Raw genomic sequence first — 22,682 nt, 5'->3', positions numbered from 1 at the left:
TACAAACGCAGCGTGCCGTACCGCGGCGACGCTACGCAACCGTAAGCACGGTGCAGCCGCCCAAGGGTTCACCAGACGGTAACCACCACCGCAGCCACCGGCCGCTTCCGGCGCGATCGCGCAATGCTGTCCAGGTCAGCAATCCGTCTGGAACGGGTAGCACGAGGTCGGGTGATATGGCGGCGGGGACGGGGTCGGGCTCGTGGTGCTGGTCTCGGTCTGTGGGTGCGACGAGTCGTGCACCAGCGAGTTCGCGATCACGCCGAGCACGACGACCATCCCGGCGAGCGCCAAGGCGACAACGCCCCAGCCCGCGTAGGACTGTCGCTTGGTCGCGACGCCCGGAGTCGGCTCGACCCGCGGCTTGGGCGGACGCGGAATGACGCTCGGCGATTCCTGGGCCACCTGTTCGAAACCCGCGTCGATCAGTTCCGCACGCGACGGAGTGAGGTCGCCGAGGCCGAGCGCGTTGCAATCGCCGATCACCCGGTCGGCGGTCCAGCGCCGCGGTCCGGCGGAGAAACCTTCGAGATAGATGCGCAGTTCGGTGGCGTCGGAGACATTGCCGACCACCACGTCGAGGCCGGGGCGCAGATTGGTGCGCGACGGCCGGACGACCGCACCGCGGAACGGCACCAGCACCACGGCACCGCAGACGTGTCCCGCGTCGAGCAGCGCCCGCTCCAGCGTGTGCTTCACCGCGACCATGCCGTTTTCCAGTCGGTCGGACGGGCGGCCGGGCTGTTCGTCCAGGTCGGCGTCGGCGTCGCTGATCTTCCACGGACCGTCGGCGGAGATGTTGAGAATGCCGCTCTGCCTGCGTTGGAAGCCTCTGACCTCCAGCACGGTGAGCCCGCGGGGCGTCCAGACCACCGCGTCGATCTGCCGCTCGGCCACCTGCAGATCGACCATCGCGAGGGCGGGCGACGGATAGGACCGCAGGCATTCGACGAACTCTTGTTCGGCACCGGAGAGCTGCGCCCCGGGCCTGACCCTCACCAGCATGTCGAGCTCGTCCGCCTCTCCGCGTCTTCCGGGCTACCGCCGCGTGCCGTCGCATACGCTGCGCCGACGGCCCGCGGTCGAAGGCACGGCGCGCTGCGGCTGTCCCCCACACGCTGCCCAGCTGCCCACGAATCCGATCGTAACCGGGTAATCCCCAGGGTGCGCAGGCAATTCGGCACCGAACCCGGCCGGCCCGGGGAGCGCAGACCTCGATCCGCGGCGAACTCGCCGGTAGGCTGACGAATCGGCCGGGCACCGCGCGGCCGCTCACCGATCCGGCGGAGGTGCCGACCGACCATGGTTTCAGCGCTGCGACCACGTATTTCGCCCGGACGGCTGCGAGAACTCGGGCCGGTCAACTGGGTGGTCTGGCGGGCCCTGTCCCGCGCCGCGGGCACCGAGGACGCGCACCTGTTCAGCACGCTCGGCCGCACCAAGGGGCTGTTCCGCGGCTGGCTGCACTATTCGGGCAAGCTCATGCCGGGCGGCAGGTTGCCCCGGCACGAGTCGGAGCTGGTGATCATCCGGGTCGCACACCTACGTGGGTGCGACTACGAAATGGACCACCACATCCGCCTCGGTAAAAAAGCGGGCGTGACGCCGGAGATCCTGGACCGGCTGCGCACCGGACCCGACGCCCCCGGCTGGACCGGCAAGCACCGCGCCCTGATCGCCGCCGTCGACCAACTGGTGCAGACCCGAGACCTCGACGACGCCCACTGGTCCGCCCTCGCCACCCACTACGACGAACGCAGCCTCATCGAAATCGTCCTCCTGGTAAACCAATACGAGGGCCTGGCCGCCACCATCACCGCCTTGCGCATCCAACGCGACGGCGTCTGAACCTCGGTCGAGCCGACACCCAGGGACGTGGCATGCGAAATCGCGCGACGCCGCCACGATGATGTGCCGGCGCGCTGCGGCGCAAGGCGTTGCCCGCTCAGGGAATGAGGACCGCGAGGCTGTCGAGGATGCGGGCCAGGCCGAAATCGTAGGCGTGGTCGGCGCTGTAGGCGGAATTGTGGGTTTGGCCTGCGGTGGTGCCGACGCGGGAACCTACCGGGTAGCGGGCCGGGTCGACGAGTTGCGCGAGGACCGGGGCGACGCGCTCCCACCACTGCGGGTCGGACATGTCGCTGTCGGCGGCGGCGCGGGCGGTGTCGATCGCGATGCGCGCTACGGAGTTCACGAAGCCGAGAACGAAGGTCAGCGCGGCGTCCATCGTGACGTCGTCGAGGCCGAGTCCCTCGAAGGCGCGCAGTTCGTGGTCGTATTTGGCGGCTTGGCCGGGGCCCAGCGGCGGGCGGGTGGTGGGCAGGTAGGCCAGCCACGGATGCCGGGTGAGCAATGCGCGGTTCTCCTCCGCGATCGCGGTGACCCTTGCGCGCCAAGGCATTTCGGTCAGGTCCGGCCGGGCCATCGCGCCGTAGACCTTGTCCACCATGAGGTCGAGTAGTTCGGCCTTGCCGGGTACGTAGGTGTAGGTCGCCATCGGCGTCATGCCGAGTTCGGTCGCGACCGCGCGCATGGTGAGCGCCTCGATACCCGCGGTGTCGGCGATCGTGATGGCCGCGTCGACCACGGCATCGACGCTGCTGCGCTGCTTCGGACCGCGCACCGGAGTTCCGGGCACCCGCCACAGCAACTCCAGGGTGCGCACGGGATCGCCCCCGCTGCTGCGGTCCTGCTTGCCGCGGCCTCGTGTCGCGCCGTCTGTCACCCTGCCTCCTCGCCCTGGTCGGTCCGATCGTATCGGCGTGACGCGGGTCATAGTGCAACCCGGTGGGAATTCTTCTACAAAGTACAACGTACTTAGTATAGAGTTAATCGCGAGCCCGAGGAGGACCCCTTGAACATCACCGCTTCCGCCATCTCCCTCAACGTCGCCGACCCGAGCACTTCGGCGGAATTCCTCATCGAGCACCTCGGATTCACCGAGAAGATGTCCGCCGACGGCTTCGTCTCCCTCGAGCGTCCCGACGCCGGCCTGAACGTCATCTACCTGCGCACCGGCCTGAAATCCTTCAAGCCGGCGAGCATCGCGGGCAGCGCGGGCGAGGGACTGCTCGTCGTGTTCGAGGTGGACGACATCGACGCCGAGTACGCCCGGCTACAGGGCGAGGGCGTGCCGATCGCGACGCCGATCGAGACCGAGGAATGGGGCGAGCGCTACTTTCAGATGCACGACCCGAACGGCATCATCCTGCAACTCGTGCAGTGGGTGTGAGCACTTAGCGCGAACGGTGAGCTCTCTGACGTTGGAGAGCTCACCGTTCGAGGCCGAATGTCGCTACGGCAGTAGCGAATCGGCCGCTCGGATCAAGCGAGCGCGGCGCGGAAGACCTCGAGCGCGGGGGTCGAGGACCGCCCGAGCAACTTCTGCAGATGACCGCTGGTGACATCGAGCGCACCCGCGGCGAGGCCGGAATCCGCGTCGGCGAGCACCTGCGCGTGCTCCTCGGGTATGCCTGCCTGCACCAGGGTGGTGCGGTACTGCGCTTCGGTGAGATTCTCGTAGCGGACCGGCTTGCCCGCCGCCTGCGAAATCACCTGGGCCAGTTCGACATAGGTGAGGTGCTCGTCGCCGCCGAGCTCGTAGACCTGCCCCTCGTGTCCCTCGGTGGTGAGCACTTTCGCGGCCGCCTCGGCATAGTCGGCACGGGCCGCACCCGATACCCGGCCCGTGCCCGCCGCGCCGTGCAGCACGCCCGATTCGACGGTGTGCGCGAGGCCGCCCAGGTAGTTCTCCCAGTACCAGCTGTTGCGCAGAATCGCATGCGGGACAGTCGATTCGGCGAGCACCGCCTCGGTGCCGATATGCTCCTGCGCCAGGATGAGCGGGCTGTCGGCGCCCAGCGGAATGCTGGTGTAGGCGAGCAGTCGCACACCCGCCCGCTCTGCGGCGCGAATGACATTGGTGTGCTGGGCGACTCGGGCGCCGAACTCGTTACCGGAGACGAGCAGCACCCGATCGACACCCGCCAGCGCACGGTCGAGCGCCTCGGCATCGTCGTAGCTCGCCGCGCGCACCTGCACGCCCTGTTCGGCCAGATCGGCCACCCGGCCCGGATCGCGCACGATCGCGACGATCGGCGCGACGCCCGCGCGGAGCAGGGACTCGACGACGAGACGGCCCAGCTGTCCGCTGGCAGCGGTGACGGCAACGGTCATGACTTACCTCCAGAGGTCTGTACGGATTGTTAGTGCTAACTAATAGTAAGTACTACACATTCATACACCACTATCCGCGCGTTGGGTACTATTGAGTTCATGAGCACAGGATTTTCCGGCGACACCGCGTCGCCAGAACTGGATGATCCGACCCTCGAAGCCGACGTTTTCGCGAAGAACTGCACGTCACGGCTGGTTCTGCAGAATGTGGCGAGTCGCTGGGGCATCCTCGCGCTGGTCGCGCTGCGCGACGGGCCGTACCGGTTCAGCGCGCTGCGCCGCCGCGTCGACGGCGTCAGCGAGCGCATGCTGTCGCAGACCCTGCAGGCGCTCGAGCGCGACGGCATGGTCCATCGCGAGGTGCACGAAACCATCCCGCCGCGAGTGGAATACACGCTCACCGAACTCGGCGCCGACGTCGCGGACCGGCTCGAGGCCCTGATCCTGGTGGTCGAGCAGAACATGCCGCGGGTGCACGAGGCGCAGGCGGCCTACCACCGGCAGTGAGCCGGGGAAGAGACCTGGATCACCGCCGGTTGCTACCGGTATGGAACTCGCCCAAGCAGTCGACTTCGCCCGCAGCCACCCCAGGTCGGTGCTGACCACGATTCGCCGCAACGGCCGGCCGCAGCTGTCCAATGTGCTGCACGTGATCGGCGCGGACGGCCGCATCCGGATCTCCCTCACCGCCGACCGCGCGAAGTACCACAACCTGGTCCGCGAGCCGTGGGCCGCCATCCACGTGACCCGCGCGGACTTCTTCGCTTATGCCGTCGTCGAGGCCATCGCCTCGGTGACGCCCGTGGCCGCCGACCCGCACGACGAGACGGTGGAAGCCCTGGTCGACTACTACCGGGCCGCCAACGGCGAACACCCCGACTGGGACGACTATCGCCGGGCCATGGTCGCGGATCGCCGCGCGCTCGCCCTGCTCACCCCGACGCACGCGTACGGCATGCTCTGATCAGTGCCGCAGCAGCTCCGCGACCGTGACGAATCGATAACCCGCGGCCCGGAGTTCGCTGACGATGCGCGGTATGGCGGCCAGCGCCGGGCCCGCCCAGCGATGCATGACGTGCAGGATGATGATCGAGCCGGGACGCACCTCGCGCACCGTCTGCGCGGCGATCCCGTCGCTGGTGTCGGCTTCCCCCGTGGCCGGTTCCACATCCCAGGTCACCGTGGTGCGGTCGTGATCGGACAGGTACTTCGGCAGCGACCAGAGCTTCTTGCCGTACGGCGGGCGGAACGTGATCTCGCCCCGGTAGCCGGTTTTCGCGATCTCGGCGTCGGTGCGCTCGATCTCGTCGCGGACCGTATCGGCGGAGGTGAAGACCATGCGGCGGTGCTGGTAGCTGTGGTTGCCGATCTCGTGGCCGGCCGCGGCGATCGCCCTGCCGTAGTCGGGGCGGGCCGCGAGATCACCGCCCACCAGATAGAACGTGGCCGGAATCTGGGCGTCCGCAAGGGTTTTCAGCACCTCGGGGGTGCGTTCGGTCGGGCCGTCGTCCAGGGTCAGCGCGACCACCTTGTCGGCCGTGTCCACCCGGTTCACCAACCGCCCGGCCAACTGGAAACTGCGCGAGTTCATCAGGTAGTACCCGCCGACCGCCAGCACCAACAGCACGACGAGGACGAGCGCACCACCGATGAGCCACTTCCGCATCATTGCTGTCTAGCAAACCGGCGGAGGTCCACCAGTGCGCGGCACACGATTTTTCTTGCCGCGCACGGTCCTTGCCATCGATTCGCGCGCGGGACGGCAGCATGCGAAAGCGGTGGCGTCCCGTAGGACGCCACCGCTTCAGGGGCTCGGCTCAGAAGTTGATCATGTGCCCGGCGAGACCGTGGAAGGCCTCCTGCAGGGCTTCGCTGAGCGTCGGGTGCGTGTGCACGTTGCGGGTCAGCTCGTTGACCGTGAGATCCCACTTCTGCGCCAGGGTCAGCTCGGGCAGCAGCTCCGAGACGTCCGGGCCGATCAGGTGGCCGCCGAGCAGTTCGCCGTACTTGCTGTCGGCGACGAGCTTGACGAAGCCGGTCGGATCGGCGAGGCCGTGCGCCTTGCCGTTGGCGGTGAACGGGAAGGTCGCGACCTTCACGTCGTAGCCCTCGTCGCGGGCCTGCTGTTCGGTCAGGCCGAAGCTGGCGACCTGCGGCTGACAGAAGGTGGCGCGCGGCATCATCCGGTAATCGCCCAGGGTGACGGTGTCCGCGCCCGCGATGGTCTCGGCCGCGACCACGCCCTGCGCCTCCGCGACGTGGGCCAGCTGCAGCTTGGCGGTGACATCGCCGATGGCGTAGATGTGATCCACATTGGTGCGCATGTAGTCGTCGATCGCGATGGCGCCGCGGTCGGTGAGCTGCACGCCCGCCGCCTCGAGGCCGTAGCCCTCGACCCGGGGCGCGAAGCCGACGGCCTGCAGCACCTTGTCGACGGTGACCGTCTCCACGTTGCCGGACTTGTTGTCCTTGATCGAAACGGTGACCTTCGAGCCGTCGTCATCGATGGACTGCACGGCCGCACCGGTGGTGATGGTGATGCCGAGCTTCTTGTACTGCTTGGTGATCTCCTTGGAGACGTCGGCGTCCTCGTTCGGCAGCGCGCGGTCGAGGAACTCGACGATGCGCACGTCCACGCCGTAGTTCTTGAGGACGTAGGCGAACTCCATGCCGATGGCGCCCGCGCCGACGATCAGGATCGAGCCGGGCAGGTCGCGGGTGAGGATCTGCTCCTCGTAGGTGACCACGTTGGCGCTGAGCTGGGTGCCGGGCAGCAGCTTGGTGACGGTGCCGGTCGCGATGATCACGTTGTCGAACGTGACGGTCTCGGTTCCGCCCTTCGACAGCTCGACCGACAGGGTGTTCGCGTCGGTGAAGGTGCCCTTGCCGTCGAACTCGTCGATCTTGTTCTTCTTCATCAGGAAGTGGACGCCCTTGACCCGGCCGTCCGCCACCTTGCGGCTGCGATCGAACGCCACACCGAAGTCGAAGTCCACCTCGCCCGAGATCCCGAAGGTCTTGGCTTCCTTGGTGAAGATGTGCGCGAGTTCGGCGTTACGCAGCAGCGCCTTGGAAGGGATGCAGCCGACGTTCAGGCACACACCGCCCCAGTACTTTTGCTCGACGATCGCGGTACGGAGGCCTAACTGTGCCGCGCGGATGGCGGCGACGTAACCGCCAGGACCGGCACCGAGAACGACAACGTCGTAATGGGAAGTCACGCCACCGAGCCTAACTCCGTCGCCGCGAGTTGGCCCACCGGTCCCCCACAACGATGCGCCGTGGGCCACACCCCGGCGGTCGCGGAGCGGATCGGATCGAGACCGAGCGGTCCGGGCTCGCTACTGTTGACCCGTGGCAGCGGGTCGATCGGCAGGTGCGATCGCCGCCGACCACACGGCCGCACCGGGCGACCATCCATCACCGCCCTCGCCCATCGACGGCACGGCCTCGACGCATCTGATCCGGCTGGTCCGCGACACCGCGCTGCGGTTCGGCATCGGCGCGGACCGGCTCGCGGCGATCCACGGGGTCGACGACGCAGCACTGTCGGGCGAGCTCAATCGCATACCGCTGCACTCGCTGATCCGGCTGTGGGAGTTGCTCGCCCAGGCTCATCCGGAGCCCGGGGCCGGGCTCGCGGTGGTCGCCGCCGCGCCGCTCGGCACGCTCACCACCTGGGACTATCTCGTAACGAACGGGCCGACACTCACCGACGCGCTGCTCGCCGCACAGCCGTATCACCGGTTGGTGACCGCGGCCGCCGAAGGCTTCGACCTCACCCACGACGGCGCGCTCACCGTCGGCTTCCGCACCACCGCAGGCGAGCCGGCGGTGGTGGCGGCCGTCAACGAGTACGTGCTCGCCTACTACCTGCGGCGCGCTCGCGAAGCCACCGGCAGGCCCGTGGTACCCGAGCGGGTCGCCTTCAGCCGCGCCGCACCGGCCGACCACGCCGTGCTGGTGGACGCCTTCGGCACCCGCCGCATCGAGTTCGACGCACCCGCCGACACCGTCACCTTCGCCGCCGCCGATGCCACCGCCGCGCTGCCCCGCGCCGACCCGATGCTGGCCGAATTGCTGCGCAGCCACGCCGACCTGGTCCTGGCCGCCGCGCGCACCATCCCAGGTCCGCTGGAAGCGTTCCGCGTCGCGCTGGACGCGGCCCTCGCCGCCGGTGACGCGGCGCTGACGACCGTCGCCCGCCGTCTCGCGGTCAGCCCGCGCACCCTGCAGCGGCAGCTCGCCGAACACGGCACCAGCTGGCGAGCCGAATACGACCGGATCCGCTACGAACAGGCGAAAGCGCTACTCGCCGAAGGGAATCTGACCACCGCCGCGATCGCCGACCGGCTCGGCTTCACCGACGATCGGGCGCTGCGCAAAGCGGTGCACCGCTGGAGCGGCACGTCCCCGTCGCGCCTCGCGATCGGCTGATCCCGAGCCTGTCGCATTTGGACCGTTGCGTGGCGTGTGCGGACCTGGGGCCGAAGACGCGCAGCTCATAGCGTTGGCCGTAGCGGATCGACGAGGTCCGCGACAGTCACCGAAGCAGAGGCAGAGCAATGAGCGTTCAGACCACCGAAACCGAGACCACCCAGACCGGCCTGCCGCGGACCTCGCGTGAGATCCAGCTGGCGGCGCGGCCGACCGGCGCGCCGACCGCCGCGGATTTCGCGCTGGTGGACAAGCCGATTCCGGCGCTGACCGAGGGCCAGATCCTGGTGCGCAACACCTGGATGTCCGTGGACCCGTACATGCGGGGCCGGATGGACGACCGCCCGTCCTACATCGCGCCGTTCCAGTTGGGTGAGGCGTTGGAGGGATCCGCGGTCGGCGAGGTCGTCGCTTCCACGGCGCCGGGAATTCCGGTGGGCAGCACCGTGTCCCACTTCGCGGGCTGGCGGGAGTACGCGGTGCTGGACGCGGCCGTGGCCACCCCGATCGATCCCACGCTCGCGGCCGACCACCACTACCTCGGCGCCCTCGGCACCACGGGCCTCACCGCGTACGCCGCGCTCACCGACGTGGCGCCGGTGAATCCCGGTGACACCGTATTCATCTCGGCCGCCGCGGGCGCGGTCGGCAGCGTCGCGGGCCAGATCGCCCGGGCACTCGGCGCGGCGAAAGTGATCGGCTCCGCGGGCGGCCCGGCCAAGACCCGGCTGCTGCTCGACGAATTCGGCTTCGACGCCGCCCTCGACTACCGGGCCGGCGATCTGGCCGGGCAGCTGGCCGCGGCGGCGCCCGAGGGCATCGACGTCTACCTCGACAGCGTGGGCGGCGAACACCTGCGCGTCGCGGTCGAGGCGATGCGGCCGAAGGGCCGGATCGCACTGGTCGGCGCGATCAGCGGCTACAACGGCGCCGCCGACGCGCCGGGTCCGGACCTGTACAAGGCTGCGACCCGGGAGGTTTCGCTGCGCGGCATGCTGGTCAACAGCTACTTCCCGATCTTCGGCGAGTACCTCGGCAAGGCCGCGGGCTGGCTGGCCGACGGCACCCTGCGCACCACCGAAACCGTCTACGAAGGACTCGAGCAGGCCCCGGCCGCCTTCCTCGGCGTGCTCTCCGGCGCCAACACCGGCAAGATGCTGGTGCGGCTCGGCTGATTGCCGAACGGGTTACGTGGCGCGACCGGCATGGTCGCGCCACAGCTGTTTCGGGACTGCGCTTTCGGCTGGTCCCGCGCTCGCGACTAGTCCCGCCAGACCTGTGCCGCGACGCGGGAGAAGTTGCCGCCGAACACCGCCGCTCGGTCGGCGGCGCTGAAACCGCGCCGGGCGAGTACCGCGTCGAGGCCGGGTACCGCACCCAGGCCGAGCAGGTCCTCCGGCGGAACCCATTGCAGCGGGCCCCATTTCGTGTAGGACTCGGAGAAAGCCTCGGGATGCTGGGCGAGCATGTCGTTGAAATCCGCGGCGTCGAACGAATAGTCCGAGCCGATCCCGATGTGCTCGATGCCGACGAGTGCGGCACCGTGCTCGACGTGGTCGGCCAGCGCCTCGATCCGCGCACCCGTTGCTTCGATCCCGTTGTGTCCCAGAAAGATTCCGACGCCGTTCAGTCCGATCACCCCGCCGGTGGCGGCACAGGCCTTCGCCTGCTCGTCGGTGATGTTGCGCGGATGCTCCCACAGCGCCGCGAAATTCGAGTGGCTGTAGATCACCGGCGCCTGCGAATGCGTGGCCAGATCCAGTGCGGTGCGGCGGGAACAGTGCGACCCGTCGACGAACATGCCGACGTCGTTGAGCGCGCGCACCAGTTCTCGGCCGTAGGCGGTGAGCCCGGTGTCCTCGGTGTCGAGGCACCCGCACCCGGCCGCGTTGGCATGGTTGTAGGTGGGCAGCAGCGAACGCACACCCAACTCGTAGAACCGCGCCACGTTGTCCATGTCACCGCCGAGCGGACCCGAGTCCTCCAGATCGAAGGCGAGCGCGATGGTTTCGGGGTCGCCGATGTCGGAGTGCTTGTGCACCAACCGGAATCGGCCGTCGGCGTGCGCGTCCGCGCGGAACTGCCGGATCAGCGCCAGCGAATCGGCGGTCGACTGCGCCGAATAGCCGACGTTCACCGACAGATACGAGCCGGACGGATAGCGCGCCAGATCCGCGATCCGCGCCGACGGCAGCAGCGGCAGACAGCAGTGCTGCTCCCAGAGAAAGTGCGGCAACCGCGAACCTCCTGATCGGACCGGCCTCGGAGCTGCGATCCTACTGCCGGTGCCGCGGCGGTCACCGTCACGGGCAAACCCGCGGTGGCGCTGTGAATCGATTCGGTGCAACCAGCCTTGACCCAGGTCAGCGCCGCGCGCGGTAACAGCGTGTCCAATTCGCCCGATTCACCGAGTGCTCCATTCTTACTGCCTGAAGGCGGTGCGACATGCGTCGCTTATTTCTCCTGATCGCCTCCGTCGCGCTGTGCGCCGGCCTCTGGATCGTGCCCGGCGCGGCTACCGCGACCCCCTCCTACTGCGGACTGGTGTGGGGTTCGCTCGACAAAACGAATCCCGCGATGTCCACCGCGCCGGTCACCGGCCTGCGCACCGGCCGCCACGAATGCTTCGACCGGCTGGTCATCGACCTGGCCGGCCCGGTGCCGGGATATCGGGTCGGCTACGTCGACCGGGTCCACGCGGACGGATCGGGTACACCGGTCGCGCTGCGCGGCGGCGCGTTCCTGAATGTCGTGGTGCTCGCGCCCGCCTACAACGACGCGGGGCACGCCACCTACCAGCCGGCGCACCGAGCCGAGCTGGCCGACGTCGCCGGCTATCGCACCTTCCGTCAGGTCGCGTGGGCCGGCTCGTTCGAGGGCCAGACCACCGTCGGCCTCGGGGTGCGGGCCCGCTTGCCGATGCGGGTGTTCACCCTCGACGGTCCCGGTAGCGGCTCGCGCGTCGTGGTGGACGTAGCACACTTGTGGTAACCCCCACGTGCCGATGCGCGGCGCTCGGCAACAATGTGGGGATGAGCGGCGTTGAGCAGAACGTGACCGATCCTTACCTCTGGCTCGAAGAAGTGACCGACGAGCGGGCCCTCGATTGGGCGCGGGCGCACAACGACGTCGTCGTCGAGCGATTCGCCTCTTCCGACCGGTTCAGCGAACTCGAGCACCGCATCCTGGACATGCTCGATACGGACACCAAGATCGCCTATCCGGGACGGCGCGGCCGCTGGCTCTACAACTTCTGGCGCGACGCCGAGCACCCGCGCGGCCTGTGGCGGCGCACGACGTTCGACGAATACGCCAAGGAGTCGCCGGACTGGGACGTGCTGATCGACCTGGACGCGCTCGCCGCCGCCGAGGAGGAGAACTGGGTCTGGGGCGGTGCCGCGGTGCTGCGGCCCGAACAGTCCCGGGCACTGATCAGCCTGTCCCGCGGCGGCGCGGACGCCAAGGTGGTGCGCGAATTCGACCTCGCGACAAGGGCGTTCATCGCCCCCGAAGACGGCGGGTACTTCCTGCCCGAGGCGAAATCCGAGATGCGCTGGATCGACCTGGATTCGGTGTACATCGGCACCGATTTCGGTCCCGGCTCGCTCACCGATTCCGGCTATCCGCGCATCGCCAAGCGCTGGCGCCGCGGTACCGAGCTGGCGGCGGCGGAAACCGTGTTCGAGGGCGCGGCCGAGGACGTCGCGGTCTCGGCGGGTTATGACCGAACCCCCGGCTACGAACGGCATTTCGTCGGCCGGGCCACCGACTTCTTCAACGAAGAGGTGTACCTGGTCGGCGCCGACGGCACGCTGACCCACCTGGACACGCCGACCGACGCCAGCGAATCCTGGTACAAGGACTGGCTGCTCGTCCGGTTGAAGTCGCCGTGGGAGGTCGGCGGCCGGACCTATCCCGCGGGCGCGCTGCTGGCCACCGACTTCGAGCGATTCCTCGCCGGGGCAAGGGATTTCGAGGTGATCTTCACACCGGACGCGCACACCTCGCTGCACGGTTACGGCTGGACCGAGCACCATCTGCTGCTGATCACCCTGGAGGACGTGCAGACCAAGCTGTACGTGGTGACGCCGGGCGCCGACGGCTGGCGCCGGGAGTCGCTGGCCGACACCCCGCCGATGGCGACGACCAGCGTGCTGAATCTCGACCCGCTCGAGGGCGGCGACGAATTCATGCTCACCACCAGTGGTTTCACCACACCCGCCACGCTGCTGGCCAGTTCGGTCGGCGGGCAGACCACCCGGCTCAAGCAGGAGCCCGGCTTCTTCGACTCCGACGGCATCGAGACCGAGCAGTTCTTCGCGACCTCGGCGGACGGCACCGCGGTGCCGTACTTCGTGATCCGGCATCGCGACCGCAAGGGCGTGCCCGGCCCGACGGTGATGTCCGGCTACGGCGGTTTCGAGGTCTCCCGCACGCCGGCCTACAGCGGCGCGTCCGGTATGGGCTGGCTGGAACGCGGCGGCACCTGGGTGATGACGAACATCCGCGGCGGCGGCGAATACGGCCCGCAGTGGCACACCTCGGTGCAGAAGGCGAACCGGCACAAGGTGTACGAGGATTTCGCGGCGATCGCGGAAGACCTTGTGGCCCGCGGCATCACGACCGCCGACCAGCTCGGCGCGGTGGGCGGCAGCAACGGCGGCCTGCTGATGGGCGTGATGCTCACCCGCTATCCGGAACTGTTCGGCGCGATCGTCTGCCAGGTGCCGCTGCTGGACATGAAGCGCTACCACCTGCTGCTCGCGGGCGCCTCCTGGATCGCCGAGTACGGCGACCCGGACAAGCCCGAGGAATGGGAGTACATCAGCAAGTACTCGCCGTACCAGAACGCCCGCGCCGAGGTGACCTACCCGCCGATCCTGCTCACCACCTCCACCCGCGACGATCGCGTGCACCCCGGCCATGCCCGCAAGATGGCCGCGCTGCTGGAGGAGCAGGGACACGAATTCTGGTACCACGAGAACATCGAGGGCGGCCACGGCGGCGCGGCGGACAACAAGCAGTCCGCCTTCCAGGCGGGCTTGATCTACGAGTTCTTCACGCAGATGCTGATCGAACGCGGCAAATAGCGCCCGATTCGACCGCCCGGGCCTACGGTGTAGTGGAGTCGTCTACGCCGTAGACCCGGCTCGGGAGGAGCAGTCGTGCAGGGCGAGAACGCCGCCGGAAAACCGATACGCGGCAGCGCGAGCCGCGCCGCGCCGTCGCGGCGAGTCGCGTTGAACCGCGACCACATCGCCGGGGCCGCGCTGCGCCTCATCGACGAGACCGGCATCGACGGGTTCTCCATGCGCAAGCTCGGCGCCGCGCTCGGCGCAGATCCGATGGCGGCCTACCGCCACTTCGCCGATCAGCAGGACCTGTTCGACGCCGTCGCCGCGACCATGTTCAACGAGCTGGACATGGCCTCGCTGCCCTGGCAGGAACCTTGGCGCGAGCTCATGCGCGCCTACACCCACCGGTTGCGCTCCACGCTGCGCCGGCACCCGAATGCGGTGCCGGTCTTCGCGACTCGGCCGGTGCGCAGCGAGTCCGCGCTGGAGACCGGCAGCTGGCTGGTGGAACATCTGCAGGGCGCCGGGTTCCCGGCGCACGTCGCGGCGCAGCTGACCACCTGCCTGCGCGAATACGTGCTCGGCCACCTGCTCAGCTACACCATCGCCGCGGTGCGCGCGGAACCCGATGCGGCCGAGGACATTTCACCGGCCGACCACTTCGACATCGGGGTCGACGCAATGCTCGACGGGTTCGCGCGGTATGTCGAGACACCGCGCAGGCCTCACTGACGATCGCGCAACCACTTCTCGATCTGATCGACCGTGCCGGTGTAATCGCGGATCCAGCCGTTGTGCCCCAACGGTTCCGGCGCGCGCCAGGTGGTCACCTCGGCCTTGGGCAGCTTCGCCAGCAGGTGCTCGGCCGAGCCCGGCGGGGTCAGTTCGTCGCCGGTCATGGTGATCGAGAGCACCGGCAGCTTCAGCCGGGCGATCCGCTCCTCGTAGTCGATATCGGCCCCGACCGGCACGAACCGGCCGGTGCGGGCGAGCCGGGCCCAGTCCGAGATCAGCACCTTGGACTGTCTGCCGAAGCCCATCGAGATCCGATCGCCCGGCCAGAAGCCCGCCAGGTTCGCCGTCAACGAGACCGCCGCGGTGCCGACGAGCATGCCCGGACCCGAAAGTCCCCGGTAGCCGCGGTGATACGGCGTGCCGGAAGCGATCAGGATCAGCCCGCCGAGCCGCCCGCGAATCCGCGCGGCATACAGCACGGCGAGCTGACCACCCATGCTGTGCCCGAGCAGGTAGGGCGTGCTCGCCGGAAACCGGTCGCGCACCACCTGGAAGATCGCCGGGAAGTCGACCGAGACCAGCTCGTGGTAGCCGTAGGTGCTCGCGGCGCTCGGCTTCGGCGTGCTCGCGCCGTTGCCGCGCAGCTCACCGATGGCGACGTCGAAGCCGCGCCGGGACAGGCCGAGGGCGAAACCGTCGTAGTACTCGCCGGGCACCCCGAGGCCGGGCACGACCACCAGCACCGGACGCGGGGCGTCCGGCGTGACCGGGTGCCGGTGCGCACCCGAGGCCGGAAGCAGCCGGACCGGCACCGTACTGCCGTCCGGCATCTGGATCGGGACCGTTTCCATGCCCGGCACGCTACCGCGCCGCGACCCGCTCAAGCCCGGACGGCTCCCATGATCACCCTGCTCAGCACCCTGATCACGTCGTCGAGCGGCGGGCGCGGATCCGAACCGCTCCACGAATCCACCACGTAGTTGACCGCGCCGATCACCGCCAGCACGCGCATCTCGTAGTCGCCGGTCGGAATCTCCCCTTGCAGGGCCGCGTCCTCCGCGGCGCCGGCCAGCAGCGATCCCCACACCCGGCGCAGCTCCAACCGGAACTTCTCCACCTTGGGGCCCGCCCCGACCACCTCGACCAAGGCAACGCGGGCCTTGCGCGGATCGGCGCCGATGGATTCGACGTAGGCGCGCACGGACGCGTCGATGATCTCGAGCACGCTCGCGTCGGTCTTCGCCTCCAGCGCCTTGGCGACCGCGTCGCGCGATTCGCGGTCGATCTGCTCATAGAGCTCTAGTAGTAGGGACTCGCGGCCGGTGAACTCCTCATAGAACTGTCGTGAGGAGAGTCCGGCGTCCTTACAGATGGCGCCGACCGAACTATTGGCGTAGCCGTCGCGCGCGAAGACCGTCAGGCCTGATTCCAGAAAACGCGCACGCCGCTGACGTTGCCGGTCCTCGACGGGTTGCCCGGCATACATTCGACCCGTATTCGCATCCTGTGACATTGGGGCAGACAATACAGAAGCGCCAGAAGCGCTCGACATGGATCGGGCTGTTCGTTTCAACCATGGCCTGACCGGGCGTTTGCCCAGAGTTGTCAGGTTCGTTGCGCACACAATGTCGTCCTACGAAAACCGGGCCGAGCAACTCTTAACGAAATCCTTCCGAGCACGGACAACAGTTTTTCAGACCATCCGATACTTCTGCGGATTGCGGACAGCTGTCTTGTCACTGAATGTTTGCCGAAACAGTTCTAACAGTTCGGTCACAGCGCGCGCGGACGATTTTGACGGGAATTCATAGAATTATTCAGAAAGCGAACTGGACCGCTGGTTATGCCGGATTCATCCCATCTGCGAATACGCGCCGAATTGACCGAACGCCAAGAGGCACAAGCGATCCCCACCACTCCGACGTTCGGCACTCCGACGACCCGGACAAGCGCCGGCCGGTCAACCCTTTGTGGCGGATGGAGTTTCGGGCCGGACCGAGTCGAACAGGTCGGCACAGCGGGTCAGCAGGTCTTGCAGAGTGGCACGTTCAGCGTCGGTGAAACCGGCGGCGACGGCACGCTCGACCCGCACCGCACGGGCGTCGGCGTCACGCATCACCGCGGCGCCCGCCTCGGTCAACCTGGTTTCCAGAATGTTCTTGTGCCACGCGTGCGGGGTCCGCTCGATGAGACCGCGATCCTGCAGATTGGACAGCACGGTGTTCATCGTGGGCGGGGTGACGCCGCAGAGCCGAGCCAGGGCCGCGGCCGAGATCCCGGGATTCTCATCGAGGTACAGCAGGGCGGCGTACTGGGGCACCGTGACGCCCGCCGGCTTCAAGGCGGCATGCTTCGCCGTTTGCAGCGCCTGTTCGGCGCGCTTCACGTACGAGCCGATGCGCTCGGTGGAGGGCAGGGACGTCATCACCCGATCGTATCCGCCCATCCGATCATTAGACTCTTGACGATCATTAGAACTCTAACCTAGCTTTGCATCCATACTTCAATGAGAGGCTTAACCATGCAACACCCGACTCGACTCGGCCTGTCGACCCTGGCCGTCGCCCTGACCTGCGGCCTGCTCGCGGCCTGCGGCACCGAGGAAGCCGCGCAACCCACCCCCGCCGCGCCGGCCAACCGGATCAGCACCGCCTACGCGCTGCCGAGTGATCACGCCTACCCCGAAGGCATCGCCGCCGATCCCCGCACCGGCGACACCTACGTCGGCTCGTACACCACCGGCGCGATCTATCGGGCCGCCCCCGGCGCCGCGACCGCCGAGGTCTTCCTCCCCGAGGGAGCCGACGGCCGCAAGACCGCCAACGGCCTGAAAGTCGACCAGGCGGGACGACTGTGGGTGACGGACTCCACCGCCGGAGTCACCGTGTACGACACCGCGACTCGCGCGCCGATCGCCCGCTTCGACGTCGCCGGAACCGGCCCGAGATTCGTCAACGACCTGGCCGTCACCCCGGACGGCACGGCCTATCTGACCGATTCCAGCCGCGGCGTGGTCTATCGCGTCACCGCCGATCAGGTCAGCACGACCGCCGCGCACGGCGGACGGGCCGAGTTGACCGCGCACTTCGACCTGAACCCGGCGCTGGCGCCGCACACCCCGAGCGACTTCACCCTGAACGGCATCGCGGCCGACCCCGCCGGTCGCTATCTGCTGGCGGTCGACATGCACGCGGGGGAGTTGTTCCGAATCGACCTCGCCCCCAACGCAATCGGCCAGATCCGCAAGGTTGCGCTGCGCGGCGGCGATCTGACCTTCGGCGACGGGCTGGACCTGCACGACCGTACCCTGTGGGCGGTGCAGAACACGGCCGCGACGATCTCGCGCTGGACGCTGACCGACGACGGGACCAGCGCCACCCTGGACGCGCGTTTCACCGACGAATCCCTCGCCCTGCCAACCACATTGGTGCGGGTGGACAACCGGATCCTGGTCGTCTCGTCACAATTCGACAAGGGCGGCCCGATGGGCCCGGGCACGCCGGGGCCGTTCGCCGTGCTCGCGGTATCCGGGATCTGACCCTGTAGTTACACCCCACTGGAATTAAGGTTAGGCTTACCTGTATAGTAGGGCGTGGAGTAAGCGGAAGGGACGCCGCGACAAGCCGAAAGCCGGCCCACCCGAGGGTGGACCGGCTTTCGGTTTTCTGAAAGGTGTTGCCGGAAGGCAGGACTCAGAAGTCCATGCCGCCCATGCCACCGGTCGGGTCGCCCGCGGGAGCGGCGGCCTTCTCCGGCTTGTCGGCGACGACGGCCTCGGTGGTGAGGAACAGCGCCGCGATGGACGCCGCGTTCTGCAGCGCCGAGCGGGTGACCTTGACCGGGTCGGCAACGCCGGCAGCCAGCAGGTCCTCGTAGGCGCCCGAGTCGGCGTTCAGGCCGTGGCCCGCCGGGAGGTTCGAGACCTTCTCGGCGACAACGCCCGGCTCGAGGCCGGCGTTGAAGGCGATCTGCTTCAGCGGCGCCGACAGCGCGACCCGCACGATGTTCGCACCGGTCGCCTCGTCACCGGTCAGGGTCAGATCGTCGAGCGCGGGCGCCGACTGCAGCAGCGCAACGCCACCACCGGCGACGATGCCCTCTTCGACGGCGGCCTTCGCGTTACGCACGGCATCTTCGATGCGGTGCTTGCGCTCCTTGAGCTCGACCTCGGTCGCGGCACCGGCCTTGATCACCGCAACACCGCCGGCCAGCTTGGCCAGACGCTCCTGCAGCTTCTCCCGGTCGTAGTCCGAATCCGAGTTCTCGATCTCGGCACGGATCTGCGCCACGCGGCCCTTGATGGCCTCCGCGTCGCCCGCACCCTCGACGATGGTGGTCTCGTCCTTGGTGATGACGACCTTGCGGGCCTGGCCCAGCAGCTCGATGCCCGCGGTCTCCAGCGAGAGGCCGACCTCTTCGGTGATGACCTCGCCACCGGTCAGGATGCCGATGTCGGCGAGCTGCGCCTTGCGGCGGTCACCGAAGCCCGGCGCCTTGACGGCGACAGACTTGAAGGTGCCACGGATCTTGTTGACCACCAGGGTGGACAGGGCCTCGCCCTCGACGTCCTCGGCGATGATCAGCAGCGGCTTGCCGGCCTGGATGACCTTCTCCAGCAGCGGCAGCAGATCCTTGACGGTCGAGACCTTCGAGCCGACCAGCAGGATGTACGGATCCTCGAGGACCGCTTCCTGACGCTCCGGGTCGGTGACGAAGTAACCCGAGATGTAGCCCTTGTCGAAGCGCATGCCCTCGGTGAGCTCCAGCTGGAGCCCGAAGGTGTTGCTCTCCTCGACGGTGATGACGCCTTCCTTGCCGACCTTGTCCATGGCTTCGGCGATGAGCTCACCGATGGACGAGTCGCCTGCGGAGATACCGGCGGTAGCAGCGATCTGCTCCTTGGTATCGATCTCCTTGGCGGTGTCGAGCAGCTTGGCGGTGACGGCCTCGACGGCCTTCTCGATGCCGCGCTTCAGGCCGAGGGGGTTGGCGCCGGCCGCGACGTTGCGCAGGCCCTCACGCACGAGCGCCTGGGCGAGCACGGTGGCGGTGGTGGTGCCGTCGCCCGCGACGTCGTCGGTCTTCTTGGCGACTTCCTTGACCAGCTCGGCGCCGATCTTCTCGTACGGGTCCTCCAGCTCGATCTCCTTGGCGATGGACACACCATCGTTGGTGATCGTGGGGGCGCCCCACTTCTTCTCCAGGACAACGTTGCGACCCTTCGGCCCCAGCGTCACCTTGACCGCGTCAGCGAGGGCATTGAGGCCCCGCTCGAGACCGCGACGGGCCTCTTCGTCGTACGCAATTGTCTTGGCCATGGCGTTGTTGAGATCCTCCATGTATATGGCTGACACACAGGACGACCGCAGGTTGGATCGCCCCATTACGCTGGCCAGGTTCGGTGCCCGCGACGGACGACCGAGGGTGTCGATGGAACCCGGTCTCACCGTCCCGACCTGGCACTCACCGGTAGAGAGTGCCAAAGCCATTTCTAGCACTCGGGGGTGCCGAGTGCAAGGTCGGTTCGCTCGGTTCAGGCGCGGTCGTCGACGCGCAGCACCAGCGCCACGAAGGCGTCGGTCCGGCGTTCCTCCGGCGTGCGCGGCTCACCGCCCTCCACCGTGACCAACTCCGCGTCGTGCAACAACAACTCCGCTTCGACCCGCATGATCGCCCTGATAAAAGGTGGCGCCACGTCGGGGGGAAGGTCGCCGTTGACGACATAACTGCCGTCCGGCTGCGACTCCGTGGACACATAAGAAAGCGCACGCAGCAGATCCGCGCGTCGTTCCCCCGCGATTAGGTCGGAATCCGTTTCATCCGCCATTGCTATAGCTTAGCGGGCCGCGGGGCGGCGTAGATTGCAGAAGGGAATCATGATCATTTTCGATATTCTCCGCTAAGGGGGACGGCCGTGCACGACCTACCCTTCGATTCGCTCTACCGGCACGACTTCGCGCGGGTGGCGGTGGCCGTGCCGCGGGTGCGGGTCGCCGATCCGGCGGACAACGTGGCACAGACCCTGCAACTGGCCGAGCAGGCCGCGGCCGACGGCGCGGTGCTGACCGTATTCCCCGAGCTGGGGCTGTCCTGCTACACCGCGGACGACTTGTTCCAGCAAGACGCGCTGGACGACGCCGTGCAAGAAGCGCTGACCCGGGTCGTCGCGGCGAGCGCGCAGCTGGCCACCGTGCTCGTGGTCGGCGCGCCGGTGCGCAGCCAGGGGCGGTTGTTCAATTGCGCGATCGCGATATGCGCGGGCACGGTTCTCGGCGCGGTACCGAAGAGCTATCTGCCGAATTACCGGGAGTTCTATGAGAAGCGGCAATTCGCCGCCGCCCGGGAAAATCTCGACACGCACATCACCATCGCCGGTCAGCGGGTGCCGTTCGGCGCGGATCTGTTGTTCACGGCGAACAATCTCGCGGGTTTCGTTTTTCATCTCGAGATCTGCGAAGACGGCTGGGTTCCGTTGCCGCCCAGTGGTTATGCCGCGTTGGCGGGCGCGACCGTACTGGTCAATCTGTCCGCGAGCAATATCGTCATCGGTAAGGCCGATTACCGACGTGCGCTCTGCGCTTCGCATTCCGCGCGCTACCTGGCCGCCTACCTGTATTCGGCTGCGGGACAGGGCGAATCGACCACGGATCTGGCCTGGGACGGCCAGGCCCTGGTGTGCGAGAACGGCGATCTGCTCGCCGAGGGCGAGCGCTTCGCCGACCGGCCGCAGCTGGTCACCGCCGATCTCGACCTGCGACGGCTGGCCGCTGATCGGTTGCGCACCACCAGCTTTGCCGACAATGTGCACGATCACCGCGAGCGGCTGGCGCGGGTGCGGCGCATCGACGTGACCTTGCCGATCCCGCGCGCGGCCGTGCCGTTGCGCCGCGAAATCGAGCGCTTCCCTTACGTTCCCGCCGATCCGGCGGTGCGCAACGAACGCTGCGCCGAGGTCCAGCAGATCCAGGTGGCGGGACTGAGCACCCGGCTGCGCGCCACCGGGACCGAGCGCGTGGTGATCGGTGTGTCCGGCGGGCTGGACTCCACCCTGGCGCTGATCGTCGCGGCGAAGACCATGGACCGGCTCGGCCTGCCCAGGGCGAATGTGCTGGCTTACACCATGCCCGGCTTCGCGACGAGCACCCGGACCCGCACCGACGCGCATCGCCTGATGGACGCGCTCGGGGTCACCGCCCGTGAAATCGACATCCGGCCCTCGGCCACGCAGATGCTGCGCGACCTCGGGCACCCGGCCGCCGACGGGGCGCCGCAGTACGACGTCACCTATGAGAACGTGCAGGCGGGCGAGCGCACCTCGCACCTGTTCCGCCTGGCGAACCAGCACGGCGCCCTGGTGGTCGGCACCGGCGATCTGAGCGAACTCGCCCTCGGCTGGTGCACTTTCGGCGTCGGCGACCATATGGCGCACTACAGCGTGAACGCCTCGGTGCCGAAAACGCTGATCAAATACCTGATCGCGTGGTCGGTGGACACCGGCGAGTTCGGACCCGCGGCGGGCGAGGTGCTCGGATCCATTCTGCGGACCGAGATCTCACCGGAGTTGGTGCCCGGCACCGGTGCCCCGCACACCGGCGACAGCGCGGCGCCGAGCCAGAGCTCCGAGGCCACCGTCGGGCCGTACGAGTTGCAGGACTTCCACCTCTATTACCTGCTGCGCTTCGGTTATCGGCCGAGCCGCATCGCCTACCTGGCCAGGCACGCGTGGTCGGATCCGAGCCGAGGCAGCTGGCCCGAGCTGATTCCCGTCGAGCAGCGCAACGCCTACGACCTGCCCACCGTCAAGCACTGGCTCGCCGAGTTCCTGCGCCGATTCGTGCAGACCAGCCAGTTCAAGCGCTCGACCCTGCCCAACGCGCCGAAGGTCGGTTCCGGCGGCTCGCTCTCGCCGCGCGGCGACTGGCGCGCGCCGAGCGACGCGTCGGCGGCGGCCTGGCTCGACGAACTCGCCCGCAACGTGCCCTAGGCCGGGCCTGGACCCGGCCGCGCGGCACCGGCTGCCCGGCAACACAATCCGCCCGGCGCCGGGCGGCTCGGCGGACTTAGGGTGGCGGTGTGAGTGAAGCACCCGGCTGGAAGGCCATCGACGACGCATTGCAGCCGCTGTACGGCGCTACCGAACCTTTCCATTGGGCCACCGATCACCGCTGGTCGCTCGGCGGGCCGGATCCGCTCGACGGGATCAGTGCCTATTCGCGCACCGAGCCGGTGCCGCACTGGCACTACATCAGTTACGGCATG

General features: G+C 68.2%; 22 protein-coding genes and 1 pseudogene. 12 read left to right on the top strand and 11 right to left on the bottom strand.

Annotation, left to right across the window (positions count from 1 at the left end):
• Positions 1-135: 135 nt before the first annotated feature.
• Positions 136-1,005, bottom strand: coding sequence for an NERD domain-containing protein (locus TY25_RS10730; RefSeq protein ID WP_042255780.1), 870 nt, complete (start codon positions 1,003-1,005; stop codon positions 136-138).
• Positions 1,006-1,314: 309 nt separating this feature from the next.
• Between TY25_RS10730 and TY25_RS10725 the strand changes: the two genes are divergently transcribed.
• Positions 1,315-1,848 (top strand): carboxymuconolactone decarboxylase family protein, encoded by a 534-nt coding sequence (locus tag TY25_RS10725; RefSeq protein WP_088607281.1) that lies wholly within the window; start codon positions 1,315-1,317, stop codon positions 1,846-1,848.
• A 97-nt stretch (positions 1,849-1,945) separates the two neighbouring features.
• On the opposite strand, the gene TY25_RS10720 is transcribed toward TY25_RS10725, so the two are convergent.
• Entirely contained in the window at positions 1,946-2,725 is a 780-nt protein-coding gene (locus tag TY25_RS10720; protein WP_042255778.1) for a TetR/AcrR family transcriptional regulator, read from the bottom strand.
• 129 nt (positions 2,726-2,854) lie between these two features.
• Here TY25_RS10720 and TY25_RS10715 point away from each other — a divergent pair, with 129 nt between their 5' ends.
• Entirely contained in the window at positions 2,855-3,232 is a 378-nt protein-coding gene (locus tag TY25_RS10715; protein WP_042255777.1) for a VOC family protein, read from the top strand.
• Positions 3,233-3,324: 92 nt separating this feature from the next.
• Here TY25_RS10715 and TY25_RS10710 read toward each other — a convergent pair whose 3' ends face one another.
• The gene (locus TY25_RS10710) at positions 3,325-4,176 is read right to left on the bottom strand and encodes an SDR family oxidoreductase (RefSeq protein WP_042255776.1); all 852 of its coding nucleotides are present in this window, start codon (positions 4,174-4,176) and stop codon (positions 3,325-3,327) included.
• A 99-nt stretch (positions 4,177-4,275) separates the two neighbouring features.
• Between TY25_RS10710 and TY25_RS10705 the strand changes: the two genes are divergently transcribed.
• Both TY25_RS10705 and TY25_RS10700 read left to right on the top strand, forming a co-directional pair.
• A complete protein-coding gene (locus TY25_RS10705) occupies positions 4,276-4,683 on the top strand; it encodes a winged helix-turn-helix transcriptional regulator (RefSeq protein WP_042255775.1) in 408 nt (135 codons plus the stop codon).
• Positions 4,684-4,723: 40 nt separating this feature from the next.
• On the top strand, positions 4,724-5,140 hold the full coding sequence (locus TY25_RS10700) for a PPOX class F420-dependent oxidoreductase (RefSeq protein WP_042255774.1): 417 nt from the start codon (positions 4,724-4,726) through the stop codon (positions 5,138-5,140).
• Here TY25_RS10700 and TY25_RS10695 read toward each other — a convergent pair whose 3' ends face one another.
• Both TY25_RS10695 and lpdA read right to left on the bottom strand, forming a co-directional pair.
• On the bottom strand, positions 5,141-5,845 hold the full coding sequence (locus TY25_RS10695) for a polysaccharide deacetylase family protein (RefSeq protein WP_042255773.1): 705 nt from the start codon (positions 5,843-5,845) through the stop codon (positions 5,141-5,143).
• 148 nt (positions 5,846-5,993) lie between these two features.
• Positions 5,994-7,397 (bottom strand): dihydrolipoyl dehydrogenase, encoded by a 1,404-nt coding sequence (gene lpdA / locus TY25_RS10690; protein WP_014988693.1) that lies wholly within the window; start codon positions 7,395-7,397, stop codon positions 5,994-5,996.
• A gap of 133 nt (positions 7,398-7,530) precedes the next feature.
• On the opposite strand from lpdA, the gene TY25_RS10685 reads away from it, so the two are divergent.
• Both TY25_RS10685 and TY25_RS10680 read left to right on the top strand, forming a co-directional pair.
• Complete coding sequence (locus tag TY25_RS10685; protein WP_081868799.1) at positions 7,531-8,613, top strand: AraC family transcriptional regulator; 1,083 nt, start codon at positions 7,531-7,533, stop codon at positions 8,611-8,613.
• 128 nt (positions 8,614-8,741) lie between these two features.
• Positions 8,742-9,788, top strand: coding sequence for an NADP-dependent oxidoreductase (locus TY25_RS10680; RefSeq protein WP_042255772.1), 1,047 nt, complete (start codon positions 8,742-8,744; stop codon positions 9,786-9,788).
• Between the two features lie 86 nt (positions 9,789-9,874).
• Here TY25_RS10680 and TY25_RS10675 read toward each other — a convergent pair whose 3' ends face one another.
• Positions 9,875-10,849, bottom strand: a complete 975-nt coding sequence (locus TY25_RS10675; RefSeq protein ID WP_042255771.1) for a dipeptidase — start codon at positions 10,847-10,849, stop codon at positions 9,875-9,877.
• A 209-nt stretch (positions 10,850-11,058) separates the two neighbouring features.
• Between TY25_RS10675 and TY25_RS10670 the strand changes: the two genes are divergently transcribed.
• The 3 genes from TY25_RS10670 (at position 11,059) to TY25_RS40435 (ending at position 14,420) form a co-directional block, all read left to right on the top strand.
• Positions 11,059-11,604 carry an AMIN-like domain-containing (lipo)protein gene (locus TY25_RS10670; RefSeq protein WP_042255770.1) on the top strand — a complete coding sequence of 182 codons (546 nt, stop codon included), beginning with the start codon at positions 11,059-11,061 and terminating at the stop codon, positions 11,602-11,604.
• A 41-nt stretch (positions 11,605-11,645) separates the two neighbouring features.
• Positions 11,646-13,703, top strand: a complete 2,058-nt coding sequence (locus TY25_RS10665; RefSeq protein WP_042255769.1) for a prolyl oligopeptidase family serine peptidase — start codon at positions 11,646-11,648, stop codon at positions 13,701-13,703.
• A 75-nt stretch (positions 13,704-13,778) separates the two neighbouring features.
• On the top strand, positions 13,779-14,420 hold the full coding sequence (locus tag TY25_RS40435; RefSeq protein ID WP_052382907.1) for a TetR/AcrR family transcriptional regulator C-terminal domain-containing protein: 642 nt from the start codon (positions 13,779-13,781) through the stop codon (positions 14,418-14,420).
• On the opposite strand, the gene TY25_RS10655 is transcribed toward TY25_RS40435, so the two are convergent.
• The 3 genes from TY25_RS10655 to TY25_RS10645 form a co-directional block, all read right to left on the bottom strand.
• On the bottom strand, positions 14,414-15,274 hold the full coding sequence (locus TY25_RS10655; protein ID WP_042255768.1) for an alpha/beta hydrolase family protein: 861 nt from the start codon (positions 15,272-15,274) through the stop codon (positions 14,414-14,416). The genes TY25_RS40435 and TY25_RS10655 overlap by 7 nt on opposite strands.
• A gap of 29 nt (positions 15,275-15,303) precedes the next feature.
• Positions 15,304-15,936 carry a TetR/AcrR family transcriptional regulator gene (locus TY25_RS10650; RefSeq protein ID WP_226887144.1) on the bottom strand — a complete coding sequence of 211 codons (633 nt, stop codon included), beginning with the start codon at positions 15,934-15,936 and terminating at the stop codon, positions 15,304-15,306.
• Between the two features lie 447 nt (positions 15,937-16,383).
• Positions 16,384-16,848 (bottom strand): MarR family winged helix-turn-helix transcriptional regulator, encoded by a 465-nt coding sequence (locus TY25_RS10645; RefSeq protein ID WP_226887143.1) that lies wholly within the window; start codon positions 16,846-16,848, stop codon positions 16,384-16,386.
• A 96-nt stretch (positions 16,849-16,944) separates the two neighbouring features.
• Here TY25_RS10645 and TY25_RS10640 point away from each other — a divergent pair, with 96 nt between their 5' ends.
• On the top strand, positions 16,945-17,961 hold the full coding sequence (locus TY25_RS10640; RefSeq protein WP_042255767.1) for an SMP-30/gluconolactonase/LRE family protein: 1,017 nt from the start codon (positions 16,945-16,947) through the stop codon (positions 17,959-17,961).
• A 154-nt stretch (positions 17,962-18,115) separates the two neighbouring features.
• Here the strand turns inward: TY25_RS10640 and groL are convergent, their stop codons facing one another.
• Both groL and TY25_RS10630 read right to left on the bottom strand, forming a co-directional pair.
• The gene (groL, locus tag TY25_RS10635) at positions 18,116-19,741 is read right to left on the bottom strand and encodes a chaperonin GroEL (protein ID WP_014988704.1); all 1,626 of its coding nucleotides are present in this window, start codon (positions 19,739-19,741) and stop codon (positions 18,116-18,118) included.
• A gap of 215 nt (positions 19,742-19,956) precedes the next feature.
• Positions 19,957-20,250 (bottom strand): hypothetical protein, encoded by a 294-nt coding sequence (locus tag TY25_RS10630; protein WP_014988705.1) that lies wholly within the window; start codon positions 20,248-20,250, stop codon positions 19,957-19,959.
• Positions 20,251-20,337: 87 nt separating this feature from the next.
• Here TY25_RS10630 and TY25_RS10625 point away from each other — a divergent pair, with 87 nt between their 5' ends.
• Positions 20,338-22,407 (top strand): NAD(+) synthase, encoded by a 2,070-nt coding sequence (locus TY25_RS10625; RefSeq protein ID WP_042255766.1) that lies wholly within the window; start codon positions 20,338-20,340, stop codon positions 22,405-22,407.
• Positions 22,408-22,496: 89 nt separating this feature from the next.
• Positions 22,497-22,682: pseudogene (locus TY25_RS10620) on the top strand (suppressor of fused domain protein); the annotation flags it as partial.

Source organism: Nocardia brasiliensis NBRC 14402 (assembly GCF_000308475.2).
Lineage (GTDB): Bacteria > Actinomycetota > Actinomycetes > Mycobacteriales > Mycobacteriaceae > Nocardia > Nocardia brasiliensis.
This window is presented reverse-complemented; position numbering and strand designations above follow the sequence as displayed.

Excerpts from the sequence above, each read along its gene's own strand:
- TY25_RS10730 (WP_042255780.1), bottom strand. The coding sequence starts at position 1,005 with ATGCTGGTGAGGGTCAGGCCCGGGGCGCAGCTCTCCGGTGCCGAACAA.
- TY25_RS10710 (WP_042255776.1), bottom strand. The coding sequence starts at position 4,176 with ATGACCGTTGCCGTCACCGCTGCCAGCGGACAGCTGGGCCGTCTCGTC.
- TY25_RS10705 (WP_042255775.1), top strand. The coding sequence starts at position 4,276 with ATGAGCACAGGATTTTCCGGCGACACCGCGTCGCCAGAACTGGATGAT.
- TY25_RS10700 (WP_042255774.1), top strand. The coding sequence starts at position 4,724 with ATGGAACTCGCCCAAGCAGTCGACTTCGCCCGCAGCCACCCCAGGTCG.
- TY25_RS10695 (WP_042255773.1), bottom strand. The coding sequence starts at position 5,845 with ATGATGCGGAAGTGGCTCATCGGTGGTGCGCTCGTCCTCGTCGTGCTG.
- TY25_RS10680 (WP_042255772.1), top strand. The coding sequence starts at position 8,742 with ATGAGCGTTCAGACCACCGAAACCGAGACCACCCAGACCGGCCTGCCG.
- TY25_RS10670 (WP_042255770.1), top strand. The coding sequence starts at position 11,059 with ATGCGTCGCTTATTTCTCCTGATCGCCTCCGTCGCGCTGTGCGCCGGC.
- TY25_RS10665 (WP_042255769.1), top strand. The coding sequence starts at position 11,646 with ATGAGCGGCGTTGAGCAGAACGTGACCGATCCTTACCTCTGGCTCGAA.
- TY25_RS10655 (WP_042255768.1), bottom strand. The coding sequence starts at position 15,274 with ATGGAAACGGTCCCGATCCAGATGCCGGACGGCAGTACGGTGCCGGTC.
- TY25_RS10650 (WP_226887144.1), bottom strand. The coding sequence starts at position 15,936 with ATGTCACAGGATGCGAATACGGGTCGAATGTATGCCGGGCAACCCGTC.
- TY25_RS10645 (WP_226887143.1), bottom strand. The coding sequence starts at position 16,848 with ATGACGTCCCTGCCCTCCACCGAGCGCATCGGCTCGTACGTGAAGCGC.
- TY25_RS10640 (WP_042255767.1), top strand. The coding sequence starts at position 16,945 with ATGCAACACCCGACTCGACTCGGCCTGTCGACCCTGGCCGTCGCCCTG.
- groL (WP_014988704.1), bottom strand. The coding sequence starts at position 19,741 with ATGGCCAAGACAATTGCGTACGACGAAGAGGCCCGTCGCGGTCTCGAG.
- TY25_RS10630 (WP_014988705.1), bottom strand. The coding sequence starts at position 20,250 with ATGGCGGATGAAACGGATTCCGACCTAATCGCGGGGGAACGACGCGCG.